This window comes from Pseudomonas laurentiana, assembly GCF_014648275.1.
GTDB classification, from domain to species: domain Bacteria; phylum Pseudomonadota; class Gammaproteobacteria; order Pseudomonadales; family Pseudomonadaceae; genus Aquipseudomonas; species Aquipseudomonas laurentiana.
On record NZ_BMQU01000020.1, the window covers coordinates 41,674 to 60,734 of the forward strand.

Here is a 19,061-nt window from a genome sequence, read left to right on the forward strand (position 1 = left end):
ACTGGAGGGCTTATGGCTGATCGTCACGCTACTGTCGCCCTGGTCTGGGTCAATGCCGCCATTGCCGAGTGTCTGGGTTCTGCACGCAAGGCGTTGGAGCATTTCGCCGCGGAACCGGGGGATATCGAGGTTCTGGCCGATGTCATTGAGCCGCTGCATCAGGTCGTCGGTTGTTTGCAGATGCTTGAGCTGCAGGGTGCTGTGCTGTTGGCCGAGGAAGTGGAACAACTGGCCCTGGCGTTGCAGCAGCGACGTGTGGCCGCGCGTGGTGAAGCGCTCGGAGCGTTGTTTCGGGGCCTGGACCAGCTTCCGCTGTATCTGGAACGCTTGCGCAATGCCCGGCGGGACCTTCCGCTGGTACTCCTGCCGCTGCTCAACCCCTTGCGTACGGTTCGCGGTGCCGAGCCGTTGGTGCAAACCCCGTTGATCGATGTGTCGCCTGGCGAGCCTGAAGCCTCGGAGGGGCGCGGCAATCTGGAGTTGTCCCTGAGCGGGTTGCGCGACCGCTTGCAGGTCGGTTCGGACCGTGATGCCTTGCGCTCGGTGGTCGCCGCCGTCTGTGAGGACCTGCGATGGGCCAAGGAGCGCCTGGACCTTTTCGTGCGGGGCGACCGTCAACAGGTCGAAGAGCTAGAGGCGTTGCTGGCGCCCTTGCGGCAGACCGCCGATACCCTCGCGGTGCTCGGTTTTGGTCAGCCGCGGCGGGTCATCATCGATCAGGTGTCGGTCTTGCAGGGGCTGGCACGCGGGCAGCGCGCCCCGGACGATGCCGTGTTGATGGACGTGGCAGGTGCATTGCTCTATGTCGAGGCAACGCTGGCCGGCATGGTCGGCTCGGTCGATTCGCCCGGCCAGGCCCAACCGCCGGGTGCTGATCTGGCCGAGGTGCATCAAGTCGTCTTCGATCAGTCGCATGGGGTGTTGCAGCAGGCCAAGGAGCTGATCGCCGATGCCCTGGAGGGCGGTTGGGAGCGTCAGCGACTGGAACCACTGCCGGCGTTGTTCACGCAGATTCGTGGCGCCCTGGCGATGCTTATGCTGCCACGTGCCGCGCGCTTGTTGCGCTACTGCAGCGACTATGTCGAAACGCATCTGCTCGGTAGCGAACAGGTGCCGGCTGCCAGTGCCCTGGAGCCCTTTGCCGATGCGATCTGCAACCTTGAATGCTACCTGCAGTACCTGAGCGCCGATCCTCAGGCGCAGGTGGAAACTTTTCTTGAACAGGCCGAGCGCAGCTTTGCAGCGCTGGGGTATGCGGCTGAGGCGTTGCGTGTTGAGGCTTCGGCGCCTGTCGAACCGGACGTCGTGGCGGTCGATGCCGAACTTCGCGAGGTGTTTCTCGAGGAGGCTGAGGAGGTTCTTCAGCAATTGCACGAACATTGGGCTCAATGGCGCAGTGATACTCGCTTGCGCCCGGTGTTGGTCGAACTGCGGCGAGGCTTTCATACCCTCAAGGGCAGTGGGCGGATGGTGCATGCCCTGGTCGTGGCTGAACTGGCGTGGTCGGCAGAGCACCTGCTTAACCGCATGCTGGAAGGCCGGGTGGTTCCAAGCGAGCCTCTATTGGCCAGCCTGGAGCAGGCGCTGGCTTTGTTTCCAGCGTTGCTGGCCGAGTATGCGGAAGGCCGGCCACGGATGAACGAGGCGGTGGAGCAGTTGTCGCTGCGTTTGCATGCCTTGGCCATGAACGATGTACCGCAGGCCGAGAGTGCCGAAGTTATTGACCCGCAGTTGCTGGAGATTTTCCGCAATGAAGCGCAGGCCCATTTGGCCAGCCTTGATGCTTTTTTGCACAGCGCGGATGAGCAACTGCCGTTGTTGGTCAGCGACGACCTGCAGCGGGCCCTGCATACCCTCAAGGGCAGTGCGGCGATGGCGGGTGTTGTGCCAATCGCTGAGTTGGCGGCGGCCCTCGACCTGCTCGCTCGGGAGTACAAGGCCCATCAATTGGGCTTCGACCTGGACGAAATCTACCTGCTGCAAACCGCTGAACCCTTGTTGCACCGTGGCCTGGAACAGCTCGACAGCACGCCGTTGGCACCGATCACGGGAGCTGAATTGCTGATTGAACAGATCGATCAGGTCGTGAAGGCCCGTCTGCATGCCTTGCTGGAAGCGCCCGATGCAGGCCAGCGAATCAAGCGTGCCCCGCAATTGATTGCCAGCTTCCTGGCGCAGGGCATGGACATATTGCTCGACGCTGAGTCGTTATTGCTGCGCTGGCGGGAACACCCCGAGCAGCGCCAGGAGCTGAGTGCCCTGCTCGATGAGTTGACGACGCTGGGGCAGAGCGCACATCTGGCGGACCTGTGGCAGGTGGATGAACTCTGCGAAGCCTTGCTTGATCTCTACGGAGCTGTTGAGGAAAGCAGTGTTGTTGTCAGTCCACGCTTTTTCGAAGAGGCCCAGCATGCCCACGAGGCGTTGATTGGCATGCTCGACCAGATCGCGGCTGGCCAGGAAGTCCAGGCCAGCCCCGAGCGTCTGCACGCCCTGCGCGAACTGTTGGAAGATGGCCTGGATCCCGCCGCCATGGGCTTGGTTCGTACGAGCGGTGGGCAGTTGCAGGTACACGAGCTGGGCGAGGCTACTGCTGCGTTGGCCGAGCAATTGCCCGACGAAACGCTGGCGCAACTGTTCCTTGAAGAAGCCGAGGATATTCTGGAAGGGGCTGATAAGACCCTCGCACGATGGACCCACGAGCCAGAGAACGGCGCCGCGTTGTCATCGCTGCAGCGCGACTTGCATACCCTTAAGGGCGGCGCCCAAATGGCAGCTGTCCCGGCGGTAGAGGAACTGGCCCAGGCCCTCGAAAGCTTCTATGAAGGGCTGGTGGATCGCCGCGTCAATGCATCGCCAGCGCTGTTTGAACTGCTGCGCAGCAGTCACACCGTACTGGCGCGGATGCTCGACCAGTTGCGACAGGGCAGGATGCCGGTATCGGTGGCCACAGCGCTCAGCGCGTTGCGCGAGTTCCGCCAAGAGGATGCCGGGCCTGTGCCGGCCCAGCCCGTGACCCAAAAGCCAGCAGAGGAGGGTGACAAGGAGCTGCTGGACATTTTTCTGGAAGAAGGTTTCGACATTGTCGAAAGCTCCGGGGCAGCCTTGCTGCGTTGGCAGGCTGACCCGCGCAATACGTTGGAAGTGGAAAACCTGTTACGCGATCTGCATACCCTGAAAGGGGGCGCGCGGATGGTCGAGATCGCGCCGATTGGCGACCTCGCCCATGAACTGGAGTTTCTTTTTGAGCATTTGGCTGCCGGGCAGCTACAGCCCAGCGCAGCGCTGTTCAGCCTGCTGCAAAACTGCCACGACCGCCTGGCGCACATGCTTGATGCTGTGCGTCTGCAGCAACCGCTGCCTGCACCCACTGCACTGATCGATTACATCCGCAATTTCACCAATGCAGCCGTCAGTGAAAGCCAGCCACAGGGCGACAGCGTGGCGGCCGAAACACCGGCCCCGACACCGGAGCGACCGGCGGCCGATCAGGTGAAGGTGGCCGCTGAATTGCTCGACGATCTGGGCAACCTCGCGGGTGAAAACTCGATCATTCGTGGGCGCATCGAGCAGCAAGTGAATGATGCGCAAACGGCCTTGAGCGAAATGGAAACCACGCTGGAGCGGATGCGTGACCTGTTGCGTCGGCTCGACAGTGAAACCCAAGGGCGAGTGCTTGGCGCCCAACCGAGCGAAGGTGAGCCGCTGGGCTATGAAGAGTTCGATCCACTGGAAATGGACCGTCACTCACAATTGCAGCAGTTGTCTCGCGCCTTGTTTGAGTCGGCCTCGGACCTGCTCGATCTGAAGGAAACCCTCAGCGTACGCGCGCACGAAGCGCAAGCCCTGTTGCAGCAGCAGGCACGGGTAAATACCGACCTGCAGGAAGGCCTGATGAGTACTCGCATGGTGCCTTTCGAGCGCATGGTGCCGCGCTTGCAGCGGGTGGTTCGCCAGGTTGCCAGTGAATTGGGTAAGCAGGTCGAACTGGTGGTTGGCAATGCCGAAGGCGAGCTGGACCGCAGTGTTCTTGAACGCATGGTCGCCCCGCTGGAGCACATGCTGCGCAATGCGGTCGACCATGGCCTTGAGCCCCGAGAAGTACGCCTCGCCGCCGGCAAGCCGGAGCAGGGGCTGATTGCCCTGAACTTGTTGCATGAAGGGGCCGATATCGTCATTGAAATGTCGGATGACGGTGCTGGCGTCTCCTTGGAGGCCGTGCGCCGCAAAGCCATCAAGCGCGGGCTCCTGGACCCGGCTGCCGAAATCAGTGATCACGAGGTCATGCAGTTCATTTTGCAGCCAGGGTTCTCCACCGCTGAAAAAATCACCCAGATTTCTGGTCGCGGCCTGGGGATGGACGTGGTGCATGAGGAGGTCAAGCAACTGGGCGGCTCGATGATCATTGACTCGATACCGGGCAAAGGCGCGCGCTTTCTGATTCGCCTGCCGTTCACCGTGTCGGTCAATCGGGCCTTGATGGTGCACAGTAGCGATGAGCAGTACGCGATTCCGCTGAATACCATCGAAGGCATCGTGCGGGTGCCGCCTGCCGAGCTTGAGGCCTGTTACCAACTGGACCCGCCACGCTATGAGTATGCGGGCCACCGTTATGAGCTGCATTACCTGGGCGGCCTCCTGCAGGACCTGCCGCAACCGCGCCTGCTGGGCCAGACCCTGCCGTTGCCGGTGCTGCTGGTGCATTCTCAAGAGCAGCAGTTTGCGGTTCAGGTCGATGCCCTGTCGGCCAGCCGCGAGATTGTGGTCAAGAGCCTGGGGCCGCAGTTCGCTTCGGTTCAGGGGCTATCCGGGGCAACCATACTGGGAGATGGGCGGGTGGTGTTGATTCTCGACCTGTTGGCCCAACTGCGCGCCCAGCAACTACGGTTCGCCCAGCACTCGGGTGCCGAGCGGGGCCCGCAGCATACGCTGGTTGAGCGCAGCCTCATGCGTCCACCACTGGTGCTGGTGGTGGATGATTCGGTGACGGTGCGCAAGGTTACTGGGCGCCTGCTTGAGCGCCACGGCATGAACGTGTTGACCGCCAAGGACGGTGTCGACGCCATGGCCTTGTTGCAGGAGCATCGCCCGGACGTGGTCCTGCTCGATATTGAAATGCCGCGTATGGATGGTTTCGAGGTTGCGACCCGGGTTCGTCAGGATCCGCGGCTCAAGGACTTGCCGATCATCATGATCACGTCGCGTACCGGGCAGAAGCACCGTGACCGGGCAATGGCCATCGGCGTGAATGAATACATGGGCAAGCCGTATCAAGAGTCGGCGCTGTTGCAGAGTATTGCCCAGTGGAGTGCGCACGATGCTTGAACAACCCGTCCGCAATAGTGGACGCAGCAGCCTGACAGGCCTGCTATTGCCACTGTGCGATCGCAGCCTGGTGTTGCCGAATGTCGCGGTGGCCGAGCTGATTGGCTATCGGCCAGGCATGCAGGCGTTGGAGGGCTTCGACTGGCACCTGGGCTGGATAGACTGGCGCAATCAGCGCTTGCCCCTGATCAGTTTCGAGGCCGCGTGTGGCGGGCCAACACAGGTGGGTGAGCGGGCACGGATCGTCGTGCTCAACTCACTGGGCGAGAGCCGCCTGCGATTCATGGCGCTACTGGTGCAGGGGATCCCACGCTCCTGCAAGCTGGACAGCCAGCTCAACTACGTTGACGTGCCCTTGGCCCCATTAGAACTGGCGGCCGTCCAGGTGGGTGAGTTGGTGGCACGAGTGCCGGATCTGGTGGCCTTGGAGCGTCTACTACTAGAGGCGGGGGTGGTTTGAGGCGAATGCCTGTGTAGCATGGGACTGCACGAGGACCTTGGAGGGCCGCACCACATGTACCACGGTGAACGCTTCAATGCATGGACCCATCTCGTCGGCGCGCTACTGGCTGCTGTCGGCGCTACGTGGCTGATAGGGGTTGCCGTACTGCAAGGCGACCCCTGGAAGATTGTCAGCCTGACGATCTACGGCTTCACCTTGCTGTTGCTGTACAGCATCTCCACGCTCTATCACAGTGTGCGCGGCAAGGCCAAAACGGTCATGCGCAAGCTTGATCATTTATCGATCTATCTGCTGATCGCCGGCAGCTACACGCCGTTTTGCCTGGTCAGTTTGCGTGGCCCCTGGGGGTGGAGCCTGTTTGGCATCGTCTGGGGGTTGGCAGTGATCGGTATGCTGCAGGAAATCAAACCGCGCTCCGAGGCGCGGGTAATGTCGATCGTAATCTACGCGGTGATGGGGTGGATCGTGCTGGTTGCGGTCAAGCCGCTGCTGGCCAGCCTGGGCACTGCGGGGTTTGCCTGGCTGGCCGGTGGTGGGGCGTTCTACACCATCGGGATCATCTTCTTTGCCTATGACAGTCGCTTTCGTCACTGGCACGGGATTTGGCATCTGTTCGTGATCGCCGGCAGCCTGATGCACTTCATTGCCGTGTTTTTCTACGTGCTTTAGAAATCGCCCCACAGTTGCTGGGCTACTGCCAGTGCTACCACGGGTGCGGTTTCTGTGCGCAGTACCCGTGGGCCCAGGCGTGCGGCGTGGAAGCCGGTGCCCTTGGCCTGCTCCACTTCTGCTTCCGAGAGACCGCCTTCTGGGCCAATAAGGAAGGCCAGGCGCTCAGGTTTGGCGTGGCTGACCATCGGCTCGGCGACCGGGTGCAGTACCAGCTTTAGCGCTTCGTCGCGCTGCTTGAGCCAGTCGGCCAGCAGCATGGGGGCATGAATGACCGGCAGGCGCGAGCGACCACACTGTTCGCAGGCGCTGATCGCTACCTGGCGCCAATGGGCCAGGCGCTTGTCCGCACGCTCGTCCTTGAGGCGTACCTCGCAGCGCTCGCTGACAATCGGGGTGATTTCGTTGGCACCCAGCTCGGTGGCTTTCTGGATTGCCCAGTCCATGCGTTCACCGCGTGACAGGCCTTGACCCAGATGGACATGCAGCAGCGACTCAGCTTGGCCCGGCAGGGTTTCGCTGAGCGTTACGCGCACGTTTTTCTTGCCGACTTCCAGCAGCGCTCCGAGGTACTCCTGGCCGCTGCCGTCAAACAGCTGCACCGCGTCGCCAGCGGACATGCGCAGTACACGGCCGATGTAATGGGCCTGGGCTTCAGGCAGATCATGCTCGCCAAGGCTCAGCGGGGCATCAATGAAAAAACGGGACAGTCTCATGTGGTTCTCTGAATCAAAGCGGGCGATTGGTGCATTGCTCATCCCTGGACGCCGGTAGGGCCGGCCCCCAGGGTATGGACTAGCCCGGATCGCGGAAGTCAGGGTGGAAGTTACTGGGCACTGCAACGCTCAGGCTGTCACGCGTGGCGAGGTCGATCCCTTCACTGGCGACCTCGGCAAGGAAGTCGATCTGCTCCGGCGTAATGACATACGGCGGCAGGAAGTACACCACACTGCCCAGAGGGCGCAGCAGTGCGCCGCGGCTCAGTGCGTGCTCGAAGACTTTCAGGCCGCGCCGCTCCTGCCAGGGATAGGCGGTCTTGCTGGCCTTGTCCTGGACCATCTCGATCGCCAGGGTCATGCCTGTCTGACGCACTTCGGCCACATGCGGGTGGTCGGCCAGGTGCGCTGTCGCGCTGGCCATGCGCTGGGCCAGGGCCTTGTTGTTTTCGATGACGTTGTCCTGCTCGAAGATGTCCAGGGTCGCCAACGCCGCCGCGCATGCCAGCGGGTTACCGGTGTAGCTGTGCGAATGCAGAAATGCGCGCAGGGTTGGGTAGTCGTCGTAGAACGCGTTGTACACCTGGTCGGTGGTCAGGCAGGCAGCCAGTGGCAGGTAACCGCCGGTCAGCGCCTTGGACAGGCAGAGGAAATCCGGTCGAATGCCGGCCTGCTCGCAGGCGAACATCGTCCCGGTGCGGCCAAAGCCAACAGCAATCTCGTCATGGATCAGGTGAACCCCATAGCGGTCACAGGCTTCGCGTAACAGCTTGAGGTACACCGGGTGGTACATGCGCATGCCACCAGCACCCTGAATCAGGGGTTCGACGATGACCGCCGCGAGGGTCGCATGGTGCTCGGCCAGGGTCTGCTCCATGGCCGCGAACATCGTGCGCGAATGCGCCTCCCAACTGACCCCTTCAGGGCGCAGGTAGCAGTCGGGGCTGGGCACCTTGATGGTGTCGAGCAGCAGCGCCTTGTAGGTCTCAGTGAACAGCGGCACATCACCGACCGACATCGCGGCGATGGTTTCGCCGTGGTAGCTGTTGCTCAGGGTGACAAAACGCTTTTTCTCCGGCTGACCCTGGTTGAGCCAGTAGTGGAAGCTCATTTTCAGTGCAACTTCGATGCAAGATGAACCATTATCGGCGTAGAAACACCGATTAAGCCCTTCAGGCGTGAGCTTGACCAAGCGTTCCGAGAGTTCGATGACCGGCTGGTGGCTGAAGCCGGCCAGGATCACGTGCTCCAGTTGATCGACCTGATCCTTGATGCGCTGGTTGATGCGTGGGTTGGCATGACCGAACACGTTCACCCACCAGGAGCTGACCGCATCCAGATAACGCTTGCCCTCAAAATCCTCAAGCCAGACGCCTTCGCCGCGCTTGATCGGGATCAGCGGCAGTTGCTCGTGGTCTTTCATCTGGGTGCAGGGGTGCCACAGGACCTTGAGGTCACGTTGCATCCACTGTTGATTCAGGCCCATCGGCTCTCTCCTGGCGACGCGGATTCGGGTATCCGCGCAAGCCTATGCAAAGCGTCGAAGGAGAACAACCCATAGTGTGTGATCCTGCCCGGCTCGCTGGCGAGGCTGACAATGCTGGCGTATCCTTCACGCAGCTTTCTTGGGGTGTTCGCCCCACTTTTATCTGCCTTTGATCCGGAGTTCGCCAAATGTCTGCTGGTTGGCTGCGCGCGTGCGCGTTAGTAATGATTGGACTGTTCAGTGCGGGGGCGCTGGCGGCCGCCAAGCAGCCGACGGCGATTGTCGTCGGCGGTGGTCTGGCGGGCCTGACCGCTGCCTATGAATTGCAAAGCAAGGGGTGGCAGGTGACCTTGCTGGAAGCCAAGCCCAGCATGGGTGGGCGTTCGGGCCTGGCCACCAGCGAGTGGATCGGCAACAGCAAGGCACAGCCGATCCTCAACAAGTACCTGGAGACCTTCAAGCTCAGCACCCTGCCGGCGCCTGAGTTTGTTCGTACGCCAGGCTACCTGATCGATGGCGAGTATTTCAGTGCTGCCGACCTTGCGACCAAGCAGCCGGCGACCGCCGAGGCGATCAAGCGTTACGAGAAAACCCTCGACGACCTGGCCCGTTCGATCAACGACCCGGAAAATCCGGCAGGCAACAGCACCCTGTTCGCCCTGGATCAGATGAACGTCGCCACTTGGCTGGACAAGCTGCAACTGCCTGCCACCGCTCGGCAGCTGGTCAACCAGCAGATCCGTACCCGTTATGACGAGCCATCGCGGCTGTCGCTGTTGTACTTCGCTCAGCAGAGTCGCGTGTACCGTGGCGTCAACGACCGTGACCTGCGTGCCGCTCGCCTGCCTGGCGGTAGCCCGGTACTGGCCCAGGCATTCGTCAAACAGCTGAAAACCATCAAGACCAGCTCGCCGGTCACGGCCATCAACCAAGACAAGGACGGTGTCACCGTCAAGGTTGGCAGTGTCGGTTACCAGGCCGATTACGTGGTCTTGGCTGTACCATTGCGGGCGTTGGCCAAGATCCAGTTGACGCCGGGCCTGGACAACCTGCACCTGGCCGCGATCAAGGGCACCAACTACGGCTGGCGCGATCAACTGATGCTGAAGTTCAAGACCCCGGTCTGGGAAAGCCGCGCGCGGATGTCGGGCGAAATCTACAGCAACACCGGCCTCGGCATGCTCTGGATCGAGCCTGCACTGAAGGGCGGTGCCAACGTGGTGATCAACCTGTCCGGTGACAATGCCCGCTTGTTGCAGGCATTCGGTGACAAGCAGATGGTCGATCAGGTATTGATCCGCCTGCACGCTTTTTATCCACAGGCGCGAGGTGCGTTTACCGGCTATGAGGTGCGTCGTTACAGCACCGATGCTGGCACTGGTGGTTCCTACCTGGCATTTGGCCCTGGGCAGATCAGCAAGTTCTGGCGCCTGTGGGAGCGTCCGATGCAGCGTATAGCCTTTGCGGGCGAGCACACCGACGCCTTGTATCCAGGTACCTTGGAGGGTGCCCTGCGCAGCGGTCAGCGTGCGGCCAACCAGGTGCAGGACCTGGCTGCCGGTAAAACCGTCGATCCGCTCAAGGCCGCCGCCGTTGGCGCTGCAGCTGCAACGGCTGGCGCGGTTGCCGCCAAAGAGAGCAAGCCAGGTTTCTTCTCGCGCCTGTTCGGTGGTGCTGATAAACCGGCAGCGCAACCGGTGAAGGCTGTGGAAGCCGCGCCGGCACCAGCTCCAGTGGCTGCACCTGCCCCAGTGGCGCCACCTGTAGCACCTGCTGTGGCGAAAGAGGAGCCGGTCAAGGCTGCTCCGGCCAAGGTTGCCCCAGCCAAGGCTTCGCCGGCGAAGAAACCGGTAGCCAAGAAGACCGCAGCCAAACCCGCAGCAGTGAAAAAGGCGGCTGCCAAGGCTGAGCCCGTCAAGAAGAAGGTTGCCAACAGTCAGGCCAGCGCCCAGTAGCCTGTTACCGATACAGCAGCCGGCTCGTTCAAGAGCCGGCTTTGCTGGCAAGTCCTATGCTGGCAACCACGATGCCGGTCATGCCGAAATGCCCCTCCAGAACCGCCGCCATTAACGCTAGCGCCTAGCGTTAATCTTTCCTTAATACCACCGTTCCAGTCTAACAATCGTTTTTCTCGATATTTCAAAGCGAAATTTTCGGCTTTAATTCGATAGATAACTCGTTAGTCTTGGCAACAGTTCTTACAGGGAAATTCGGCAATGCAGTTGCGAAACTCATCTTCTCGCTATGGCTGGGTCAGTATTGTCATGCACTGGGGCGTGGCATTGGCGGTGTTCAGCCTGTTCGGGTTGGGCCTGTGGATGGTTGACCTTGATTACTACAGTGCCTGGCGTCATACCGCCCCCGATCTGCACAAGAGCATCGGTCTGACCGTGTTCGCAATCATGCTGCTGCGGGTGATCTGGCGCTTTGTCAGTCCGCCCCCGCCAACGTTGGACAGCTACAGCACCCTGACCCGGGTTGCTGCCACGGCGGGCCACAGCCTGCTCTATCTGGGCTTGTTCGCGGTGCTGATCAGTGGCTACCTGATTTCCACCGCCGATGGTGTCGGCATTCCGGTGTTTGGCCTGTTTGAGGTCCCGGCATTGCTCAGCAATTTGCCTGATCAGGCCGATCTTGCTGGCGAAATCCACTTTTACCTGGCGTGGGGCGTGGTGATCTTTGCCGGCCTGCATGCCCTGGCAGCCCTGAAACACCACTTTATAGACCGTGACGCGACCCTTGCCCGCATGCTGGGTCGCAAAGCTTGATGTTCAACCTAACCTGCAAAAAGGATACAGACGCATGTTGAAAAAGACTTTTGCCGCGCTGGCGCTTGGTACTGCACTGCTGTCGGCTGGTCAGGCCATGGCTGCTGATTACAAAATCGACAAGGAAGGCCAGCACGCTTTCGTCGATTGGAAAATCAGCCACCTTGGCTACAGTTTCATCCATGGCACCTTCAAGGACTTTGACGGTACCTTCAGCTGGGATAGCGCCAAGCCAGAAGCCAGCAAAATTGCTGTTGACCTGAAGACCGCCAGCCTCGACAGCAACCATGCCGAGCGTGACAAACACATCCGCAGCAAGGACTTCCTCGACGTCAGCAAATTCCCTGATGCCAAGTTCGTCTCCACCAGCGTCAAGTCGACCGGTGAGAAAACGGCTGATGTGGCGGGTGACCTGACCCTGCACGGTGTTACCAAACCGGTCGTGTTCAAGGCGACTTTCAACGGTGAAGGCAAAGACCCATGGGGCGGCGAGCGTGCTGGCTTCAATGCCACCACTACGCTGAACCTGAACGATTTCGGCATCAAGGGCCCGGGCCCAGCTTCGCAGACCCTGGACCTGGACATCTCGCTGGAAGGCGTGAAACAGAAGTAATCCAGCGGCTGCACCAACAAAAACGCCGCCCCATGGGGCGGCGTTTTTGTTGGCGTCTGAATCAGCGATTACGCGTCAGCAGCGCCGGTTTCTCGCCACGTGGACGGCTTGGCAGTTGTTCCAGCTGCTCGGCGGTCGGGAAGCGATCCACTTTGGATTCCTTGTGGATGATCTTCGGTTGTGGCTGGCCTTCGCGAGGGTTGCGTACGGCCGGTTCCTGACGCGAAGACTCCTCGCGTGCAGGACGACGGTTGCGGTTCGCCCCTTCGCGGCGCTGTTGGCCATCACGACCACCGGTGCCTGAGCCTGAACCATTACGTGCACCGCCGCGCTTTTCGCCGCTGGCGCCTGCGTTGGCTGCACCACCGCTGCGAGGGTTGTTGCTACGACCCTGGCCACCGCGTGGCTGGGCAGCCCCGCCGTTGCTGCTGGCCGGCGCGCCTGGACGGCGATTGCGGCCCTGGCCACCCTTGTTCTGGTACGGGCTGACATAGTCGGCACGGTTGCCAAAATTGTCGACTTCGTCGTCCAGGAACTCTTCGGGGTCACGATTGGCCGGCACCGGAGGGATAGCCGATTGGCCGCCTGCTGGCGCTGGACGGGGTTTCTTGTCACGCGGCTTGCGTTCCTGGCGTCCACCAGCGGCCTTTTCAGCGGACTTCTCGCCGGCCTTGTCCTTTTCCTTGCCTTTATCCTTGCCCTTGTCCTTGCGGCCACCGCTGCCGGTGTTGGTGCCGTCGGCGCGCTGGCCACGGCCTGTGCGCGGAGGGTTTTGGGGACGCTCGCGTGTCTCGGGTTTCTCGGCTTCAATGGCCGAAGCATCGAAGCCCATCAGGTCGCCGTCGGCGATTTTCTGGCGGGTGACGCGTTCGATGCTCTTGAGCAGCTTCTCTTCGTCTGGCGCGACCAGCGAGATGGCTTCGCCTGAGCGGCCGGCACGGCCGGTACGACCAATGCGGTGGACGTAGTCCTCTTCAACGTTCGGCAGTTCGAAGTTGACCACATGAGGCAGTTGATCGATATCCAGACCGCGTGCAGCGATGTCGGTGGCGACCATGACCCGTACGGTGCCGGCCTTGAAGTCGGCCAAGGCTTTGGTGCGGGCATTCTGGCTCTTGTTGCCATGGATGGCTGCGGCGGTCAGGCCGTGCTTTTCCAGGTATTCGGCCAGGCGGTTGGCGCCATGCTTGGTACGGGTGAAAACCAGTACCTGTTCCCAGGCACCGACCGTAATCAAGTGGGCCAGCAGTGCACGTTTATGGCCCGCAGGCAGGCGATAGACACGCTGCTCGATCCGCTCGACGGTGGTGTTCGGCGGGGTGACCTCGATACGCTCCGGGTTGTGCAGGAGCTTATCGGCGAGGTCAGTGATGTCTTTGGAGAAGGTGGCCGAGAACAGCAGGTTCTGGCGCTTGGCTGGCAAACGGGCCAGGACCTTCTTCACATCGTGGATGAAACCCATGTCGAGCATGCGGTCGGCTTCGTCCAGCACCAGGGTCTCGACGTGCGACAGGTCGACGCTGCCTTGACCGGCGAGGTCCAGCAGGCGGCCAGGGCAGGCCACCAGCACATCGACACCGCGTGCCATGGCTTGCACCTGCGGGTTCATGCCAACGCCGCCAAAGATGCATGCGCTGACGAAGTTCAGGTCGCGGGCATAGGTTTTGAAGCTGTCATGCACCTGAGCAGCCAGCTCACGAGTGGGTGTCAGTACCAGGACACGTGGTTGGCGCGGGCCGTGACGCTGAGATTTGTCGGGGTGGCCGCCGGGAAACAGGCGTTCGAGGATGGGCAGCGCAAAACCGCCGGTTTTGCCAGTACCTGTCTGCGCCGCCACCATCAGGTCGCGACCTTGCAACACGGCGGGAATCGCCCGCTGTTGCACCGGGGTGGGCTGGGTATAGCCCGCAGCCTCGATAGCGCGGACTAGAGCCTCGGAGAGACCGAGGGAAGCAAAGGACATGAGAAATCCTGTTCTAGTGGGGGCTGAGCCCATTGGGATGATCTTGCCTGGCGCGACGGGCATCTGCAGATGCTATCGCGTCCGGTCCTGCTGGGCTTTCAATGTGCATCCGGGAGCGGCGGGCGGGTGTCTAAACTCGCGGTTTTGCCGGTCAGGATGTCTGTTTCAAAGCCGAGCGTCCGGGCGTAAGCCTGGCGGGAATGCCCGAGTATAACAGAGCATTCAGCGTGTGCTGTGTTCCTGCTGCTCAACGGCGGGCTGATTTTTTGTCGTGGCACTCTCATAACGGGCTTCTAGTGCCGCATAGGCGGGCTCCTGCTTGAAGCGTCGCAGTTCAGCGGCAAAGCGTTGTGCCAACAGGTCCATGCCGACATTGCGGCGTACGGCGAGGTACTGATGCTGCTGGCTGACGATCAGTGGCAGCTCACCGATCTCCTGCGCCAGGCCCAGGGTGGCAATCAGATAGCGACCGACCCGACGATCAGTGATCAGCAGGTCAATACGGCCATGTTGCAGCTTGCCGAAGTTGGCTTCGTGGCTGGGGGCGGGTTCGCGGTTGAACGCGGTCGATTCACTGAAGGCAGGGTCGTAGGTGTAGCCGGGTGAAGTGCCGACGGTTAGCCCCTTGAGGTCATCCAGGCTGTTCACCGTGTGCGGGCGGGCCTTGGCATAGAACAGCGCGAATTCGACCGTCGACAGGGGTTCGCTGGGGTAAAACAACAGGCTGTCACGCTGACTGGTCTGGAAAATATCCAGCACGCCGTCCGCCTGCCCTTGTTCCAGCATGTTCAGGCAGCGCTTCCACGGCAGGAACTGCCAGTCCACCTCAACGCCCAGGCGCCTGAAGACTTCGGCTGTCACCTCGTAGTCGATACCTTTGACCACGTCGCCCTCCTGGTAGGCGTAGGGTGGCCAAGGGTCAGTGACAATACGAAGCCGTTCGCCCAGGGCAAAGCTGCTCAGGCAAGCAAGAAACAGCGCTGTCAGTAGACGGGCGAAATCGAACATGAGGGGGAGAGTACGACGCCCATCGTGAGATGGCTAGGGGGGCGCTGATAGTGGCGGCGCTCTATGTGGGGCAGAGCACCGCCGTTTTCATCAGCGTGGCAGCTTGAGGTTGTTCCAGATTGCCAGGCTTGGTTCGGCTTGGTTCAGGGTGTAGAAGTGCAGTCCCGGTGCGCCGCCTTGCAGCAGTTGTTCGCACATGCGGGTAATCACGTCCTCGCCGAAGGCCTGGATGCTTTTCGCATCGTCGCCATAGGCTTCCAGTTGCTTGCGGATCCAGCGTGGAATCTCTGCGCCGCAGGCATCGGAGAAACGTGCCAGTTTGCTGTAGTTGGTGATAGGCATGATGCCCGGCACTACAGGGATATCGACGCCCAGTTGCTGCACGCGCTCGACGAAGTAGAAGTAGCTGTCGGCGTTGAAGAAGTACTGGGTGATGGCGCTGTTGGCGCCTGCCTTGACCTTGCGGGCAAAGTTTGCGAGATCGTCTTCGAAATTGCGCGCTTGCGGGTGCATTTCTGGATAAGCAGCGACTTCGATGTGGAAGTGATCGCCGCTTTCCTTGCGGATGAACTCGACCAGGTCATTGGCGTGGCGAAGCTCGCCGCTGGCCATACCCATGCCGGACGGCAGGTCGCCGCGCAAGGCAACGATGCGCTTGATGCCGGCGGCCTTGTACTGGGCGAGCAGGGTGCGCAGGTCGTTTGTGCTGTCACCAACGCACGACAAGTGCGGGGCGGCAGGGACTTTCACTTCGCTTTCCAGCTGCAGCACGGTATTGAGCGTGCGGTCGCGGGTCGAGCCACCGGCACCGTAAGTGCAGGAGAAAAAGTCGGGGTTGTAGGCGGCCAACTGACGGGCAGTGGCGAGCAGTTTTTCATGTCCAGCATCGGTCTTGGTCGGGAAGAACTCGAAGCTGTAGCGACGTTCCTGAGACATGGCAAAATCCTGGTAAACCGATCAAGCAAGCCGCCCAAGCGGTACGGCTCAAGAAAAAGCCGGTGACGCTGAAGAGCGGCACCGGCTTTGGCCCATCAGTAGCGATAGGCGTGTGGCTTGAACGGACCTTCGACGGACACGCCGATGTACTCGGCCTGCTGCTGGGTCAGTTGAGTGACCACGCCGCCGAAGCCGCGGACCATTTCCAGGGCGACTTCTTCGTCGAGTTTCTTCGGCAGCACTTCAACGGTCAGGCGCTCGGCTTTCTGGGCTGGCGACAGGTTGGCGAACTGCTGTGCGAACAGGAAGATCTGGGCCAGGACCTGGTTGGCGAACGAACCGTCCATGATGCGGCTTGGGTGACCGGTGGCGTTGCCCAGGTTCACCAGGCGGCCTTCGGCCAGCAGGATCAGGTAGTCGTCGTTCTGTGGGTCGAAGTCGCCGTGGCCAGTGCGGTGTACCTTGTGCACCTGTGGCTTGACCTCTTCCCATGCCCAGTTCTTGCGCATGAAAGCGGTATCGATTTCGTTATCGAAGTGGCCGATGTTGCACACCACGGCGCGCTTCTTCAGGGCCTTGAGCATGTTGGCGTCGCAGACGTTGACGTTACCGGTGGTGGTGACGATCAGGTCGATCTTGCCCAGCAGGTCGCTGTCGATGCAGGCTTCGGTACCGGTGTTGACGCCGCCCTTGAATGGCGAAACCAGTTCGAAACCGTCCATGCAGGCTTGCATGGCGCAGATCGGGTCAACTTCGGTGACCTTGACGATCATGCCTTCCTGGCGCAGGGACTGAGCCGAGCCCTTGCCCACGTCACCGTAGCCGATGACCAGGGCTTGCTTGCCCGACAGCAGGTGGTCGGTGCCGCGCTTGATCGCATCGTTCAGGCTGTGACGGCAGCCGTACTTGTTGTCGTTCTTGCTCTTGGTTACCGAGTCGTTGACGTTGATGGCCGGGACTTTCAGTTCGCCCTTGGCCAGCATGTCGAGCAGGCGGTGTACGCCAGTGGTGGTTTCTTCGGTCACACCGTGGATTTTTTCCAGCATGGCCGGGTATTTCTTGTGCAGGATTTCGGTCAGGTCACCACCGTCGTCCAGCACCATGTTGGCGTCCCATGGCTGACCGTCCTTGAGGATGGTCTGCTCGATGCACCACTCGTACTCTTCTTCAGTCTCGCCTTTCCAGGCGAACACAGGGATGCCGGCAGCAGCGATAGCAGCGGCAGCCTGATCCTGAGTGGAGAAAATGTTGCAGGACGACCAGCGTACTTCGGCACCCAGGGCAACCAGGGTTTCGATCAGTACGGCAGTCTGAATGGTCATGTGGATGCAGCCGAGAATCTTGGCACCCTTGAGCGGTTGCTCTTCCAGGTACTTGCGGCGCAGGCCCATCAGTGCAGGCATTTCCGATTCGGCGATGATCACCTCGCGGCGGCCCCAGGCGGCCAGGGAGATGTCGGCAACTTTAAAATCGGTAAAACCTGCAGGCGTGTTTACAGCGCTCATTGAGAGCCTCCATTCGTAAGGTGCGAATGGGCGCCGTTGTGCGTTTTAGTGTCCGCAGGCGAGCCTGACGGTACAACGCCCCATCCGAGCCTGACAGGATCAACCTGCTGCAGCGCCCCTCGGACGGGTGGCGGGAACGGTATCAAGTGCAGATGACCGTTGTGAAACGATGGCGATTATAGCCATGCCGAGGCTCCTGCCCAAGGCTTTCTGTCGATTAATCGAGACCATAGTCGAGGTTAAATGGAGCCAGTGCCCAGGCTCTGCCATGATTAGCGGCATCGATTGGTAAGCAAGGTCAGGAGTACAGATGAATTTCCACACTCGCAAATGGGTAAAGCCAGAAGATCTCAACCCTAACGGCACCCTGTTCGGCGGCAGCCTGCTGCGCTGGATCGACGAGGAAGCGGCGATCTACGCTATCGTCCAGTTGGGCAACCAGCGCGTGGTGACCAAGTACATGTCGGAGATCAACTTCGTCAGTGCTTCGCGCCAGGGGGACATCATCGAACTGGGGATCACGGCGACCGAGTTTGGCCGTACGTCCATTACCCTCAAGTGTGAAGTGCGCAACAAGATCACCCGCAAGAGCATCCTCACCGTCGACAAGATGGTCTTCGTCAACCTTGGTGAGGACGGCTTGCCGGCACCGCACGGGCGCACCGAGATCAAGTACATGAAGGATCAGTTCGACACCGAGGTCAAATAAGCCCCGTCCTGGTGCCAGCCAGCAAAGGCTTCAGGATGGCGGGGTGTATCGACTTTCCAGGCTGTCGAGCAGCGAATCGATGATGCCTTTGGCCATCTCCACCGAATGCAGGGTCGATTGGGCAAAGCCACGGCCCGGCTCCTGGCAGTATTCAACCATGAGCGGGCCGGTCTGGCTGGCGCACTTCAGGTACAACGAGGCATGCACCAGTGCATCCTCGACACTGATGCCCGGCCGCACCGCAAAGAGCTGAGGGTGCCCGGCATCGCACAGGCCGAATGGTTTCTCGGTGGTTTTGAGTTCGTGGAATTCAGGTGGATCGGGAACGATTTTTTTCATTACGTAGCTCCGTGATGAATGAAGCCGCCACGTAATGGTCGCCAAACGCATAGGGTGGCAGCTGTACGCAGGTTGGCGAACCGGAACACGGAGCAACCCGGCAGGGCCTAAGCCCTCCCGCGCACAGCTGCCATAACGATGAGGCAGAATTGCTCCACGATGCCGGGTCGCCAAACCCGATCACTGATGTGTCAGCGACCTACCGAGCCTAGTGGCGTGCTTCCCGGGGAGCAATCATCCCTGAAACGACAGAATTCGTAGGATATGTCCTAGGATCTCTTGGCGGCCAGAGTGCCCTGTCCCTGCAGCACATTTTCGGCACTTTCCTACAATGAAATGAGCAGCAGCCCCGTGGAACCATGCTTGCCTGCGATACAAGCAGCGTGAACTTACTGGCACCGCACCGATGCCATCGCGGGCAAGCCCAGCTCCCACAAGATGAACAGCATCGTTTCCTGAAAATGAACCGCAGCCCCGTGGGAGCAGGCTTGCCTGCGATGCAAGCACTGCGAACTTACTGGCACCGCACCGATGTCATCGCGGGCAAGCCCAGCTCCCACA

The 19,061-nt window shown here is 60.9% G+C and carries 14 protein-coding genes and 1 riboswitch; of the genes, 7 read left to right on the forward strand and 7 right to left on the reverse strand.

What is annotated here, in order from left to right; translation table 11 throughout:
* The first annotated feature begins 12 nt into the window (after positions 1–12).
* The 3 genes from IE038_RS19065 to trhA are packed head-to-tail and all read left to right on the forward strand — an operon-like array spanning position 13 to position 6,457.
* A complete protein-coding gene (locus IE038_RS19065) occupies positions 13–5,325 on the forward strand; it encodes a hybrid sensor histidine kinase/response regulator (RefSeq protein WP_163939460.1) in 5,313 nt (1,770 codons plus the stop codon).
* Entirely contained in the window at positions 5,318–5,785 is a 468-nt protein-coding gene (locus IE038_RS19070; protein ID WP_163939462.1) for a chemotaxis protein CheW, read from the forward strand. Before IE038_RS19065 ends, IE038_RS19070 begins: the two co-directional genes overlap by 8 nt.
* Before the next feature lie 54 nt (positions 5,786–5,839).
* Entirely contained in the window at positions 5,840–6,457 is a 618-nt protein-coding gene (gene trhA, locus IE038_RS19075; RefSeq protein WP_163939470.1) for a PAQR family membrane homeostasis protein TrhA, read from the forward strand.
* Here the strand turns inward: trhA and IE038_RS19080 are convergent.
* Both IE038_RS19080 and IE038_RS19085 read right to left on the reverse strand, forming a co-directional pair.
* Entirely contained in the window at positions 6,454–7,173 is a 720-nt protein-coding gene (locus tag IE038_RS19080; RefSeq protein WP_163939464.1) for a 16S rRNA (uracil(1498)-N(3))-methyltransferase, read from the reverse strand. The genes trhA and IE038_RS19080 overlap by 4 nt on opposite strands.
* Before the next feature lie 79 nt (positions 7,174–7,252).
* Positions 7,253–8,659, reverse strand: a complete 1,407-nt coding sequence (locus IE038_RS19085; protein WP_163939466.1) for an adenosylmethionine--8-amino-7-oxononanoate transaminase — start codon at positions 8,657–8,659, stop codon at positions 7,253–7,255.
* Positions 8,660–8,847: 188 nt separating this feature from the next.
* Between IE038_RS19085 and IE038_RS19090 the strand changes: the two genes are divergently transcribed.
* From IE038_RS19090 to IE038_RS19100, 3 genes are all read left to right on the forward strand, one after another.
* Complete coding sequence (locus tag IE038_RS19090) at positions 8,848–10,614, forward strand: flavin monoamine oxidase family protein (RefSeq protein WP_189396116.1); 1,767 nt, start codon at positions 8,848–8,850, stop codon at positions 10,612–10,614.
* A 261-nt stretch (positions 10,615–10,875) separates the two neighbouring features.
* Complete coding sequence (locus tag IE038_RS19095; RefSeq protein WP_163939468.1) at positions 10,876–11,427, forward strand: cytochrome b; 552 nt, start codon at positions 10,876–10,878, stop codon at positions 11,425–11,427.
* Between the two features lie 34 nt (positions 11,428–11,461).
* Entirely contained in the window at positions 11,462–12,040 is a 579-nt protein-coding gene (locus tag IE038_RS19100) for a YceI family protein (protein ID WP_099773375.1), read from the forward strand.
* A 61-nt stretch (positions 12,041–12,101) separates the two neighbouring features.
* On the opposite strand, the gene rhlE2 is transcribed toward IE038_RS19100, so the two are convergent.
* The 4 genes from rhlE2 to ahcY all read right to left on the reverse strand — a co-directional run bounded on the left by rhlE2 (position 12,102) and on the right by ahcY (position 17,452).
* Entirely contained in the window at positions 12,102–14,003 is a 1,902-nt protein-coding gene (rhlE2, locus tag IE038_RS19105; protein WP_189396117.1) for an RNA helicase RhlE2, read from the reverse strand.
* A 222-nt stretch (positions 14,004–14,225) separates the two neighbouring features.
* Entirely contained in the window at positions 14,226–15,011 is a 786-nt protein-coding gene (locus tag IE038_RS19110) for a substrate-binding periplasmic protein (RefSeq protein ID WP_163932367.1), read from the reverse strand.
* Between the two features lie 90 nt (positions 15,012–15,101).
* Positions 15,102–15,947: a methylenetetrahydrofolate reductase [NAD(P)H] gene (metF, locus tag IE038_RS19115; protein WP_163932364.1), complete on the reverse strand. Its 846-nt coding sequence runs from the start codon at positions 15,945–15,947 to the stop codon at positions 15,102–15,104.
* Between the two features lie 95 nt (positions 15,948–16,042).
* Positions 16,043–17,452, reverse strand: a complete 1,410-nt coding sequence (gene ahcY / locus IE038_RS19120; RefSeq protein ID WP_189396118.1) for an adenosylhomocysteinase — start codon at positions 17,450–17,452, stop codon at positions 16,043–16,045.
* Between the two features lie 21 nt (positions 17,453–17,473).
* Positions 17,474–17,579: riboswitch (S-adenosyl-L-homocysteine riboswitch) on the reverse strand.
* A 183-nt stretch (positions 17,580–17,762) separates the two neighbouring features.
* On the opposite strand from ahcY, the gene IE038_RS19125 reads away from it, so the two are divergent.
* Entirely contained in the window at positions 17,763–18,161 is a 399-nt protein-coding gene (locus IE038_RS19125) for an acyl-CoA thioesterase (protein ID WP_065761755.1), read from the forward strand.
* A 30-nt stretch (positions 18,162–18,191) separates the two neighbouring features.
* Here IE038_RS19125 and IE038_RS19130 read toward each other — a convergent pair whose 3' ends face one another.
* Positions 18,192–18,500 (reverse strand): DUF3077 domain-containing protein, encoded by a 309-nt coding sequence (locus IE038_RS19130; RefSeq protein ID WP_189396119.1) that lies wholly within the window; start codon positions 18,498–18,500, stop codon positions 18,192–18,194.
* Positions 18,501–19,061: the final 561 nt, after the last annotated feature.

Excerpts from the sequence above, each read along its gene's own strand:
- IE038_RS19100 (WP_099773375.1), top strand. The coding sequence starts at position 11,462 with ATGTTGAAAAAGACTTTTGCCGCGCTGGCGCTTGGTACTGCACTGCTG.
- IE038_RS19090 (WP_189396116.1), top strand. The coding sequence starts at position 8,848 with ATGTCTGCTGGTTGGCTGCGCGCGTGCGCGTTAGTAATGATTGGACTG.
- IE038_RS19125 (WP_065761755.1), top strand. The coding sequence starts at position 17,763 with ATGAATTTCCACACTCGCAAATGGGTAAAGCCAGAAGATCTCAACCCT.
- IE038_RS19110 (WP_163932367.1), bottom strand. The coding sequence starts at position 15,011 with ATGTTCGATTTCGCCCGTCTACTGACAGCGCTGTTTCTTGCTTGCCTG.
- ahcY (WP_189396118.1), bottom strand. The coding sequence starts at position 17,452 with ATGAGCGCTGTAAACACGCCTGCAGGTTTTACCGATTTTAAAGTTGCC.
- IE038_RS19080 (WP_163939464.1), bottom strand. The coding sequence starts at position 7,173 with ATGAGACTGTCCCGTTTTTTCATTGATGCCCCGCTGAGCCTTGGCGAG.
- IE038_RS19070 (WP_163939462.1), top strand. The coding sequence starts at position 5,318 with ATGCTTGAACAACCCGTCCGCAATAGTGGACGCAGCAGCCTGACAGGC.
- trhA (WP_163939470.1), top strand. The coding sequence starts at position 5,840 with ATGTACCACGGTGAACGCTTCAATGCATGGACCCATCTCGTCGGCGCG.
- IE038_RS19065 (WP_163939460.1), top strand. The coding sequence starts at position 13 with ATGGCTGATCGTCACGCTACTGTCGCCCTGGTCTGGGTCAATGCCGCC.
- IE038_RS19130 (WP_189396119.1), bottom strand. The coding sequence starts at position 18,500 with ATGAAAAAAATCGTTCCCGATCCACCTGAATTCCACGAACTCAAAACC.
- IE038_RS19095 (WP_163939468.1), top strand. The coding sequence starts at position 10,876 with ATGCAGTTGCGAAACTCATCTTCTCGCTATGGCTGGGTCAGTATTGTC.
- rhlE2 (WP_189396117.1), bottom strand. The coding sequence starts at position 14,003 with ATGTCCTTTGCTTCCCTCGGTCTCTCCGAGGCTCTAGTCCGCGCTATC.
- metF (WP_163932364.1), bottom strand. The coding sequence starts at position 15,947 with ATGTCTCAGGAACGTCGCTACAGCTTCGAGTTCTTCCCGACCAAGACC.
- IE038_RS19085 (WP_163939466.1), bottom strand. The coding sequence starts at position 8,659 with ATGGGCCTGAATCAACAGTGGATGCAACGTGACCTCAAGGTCCTGTGG.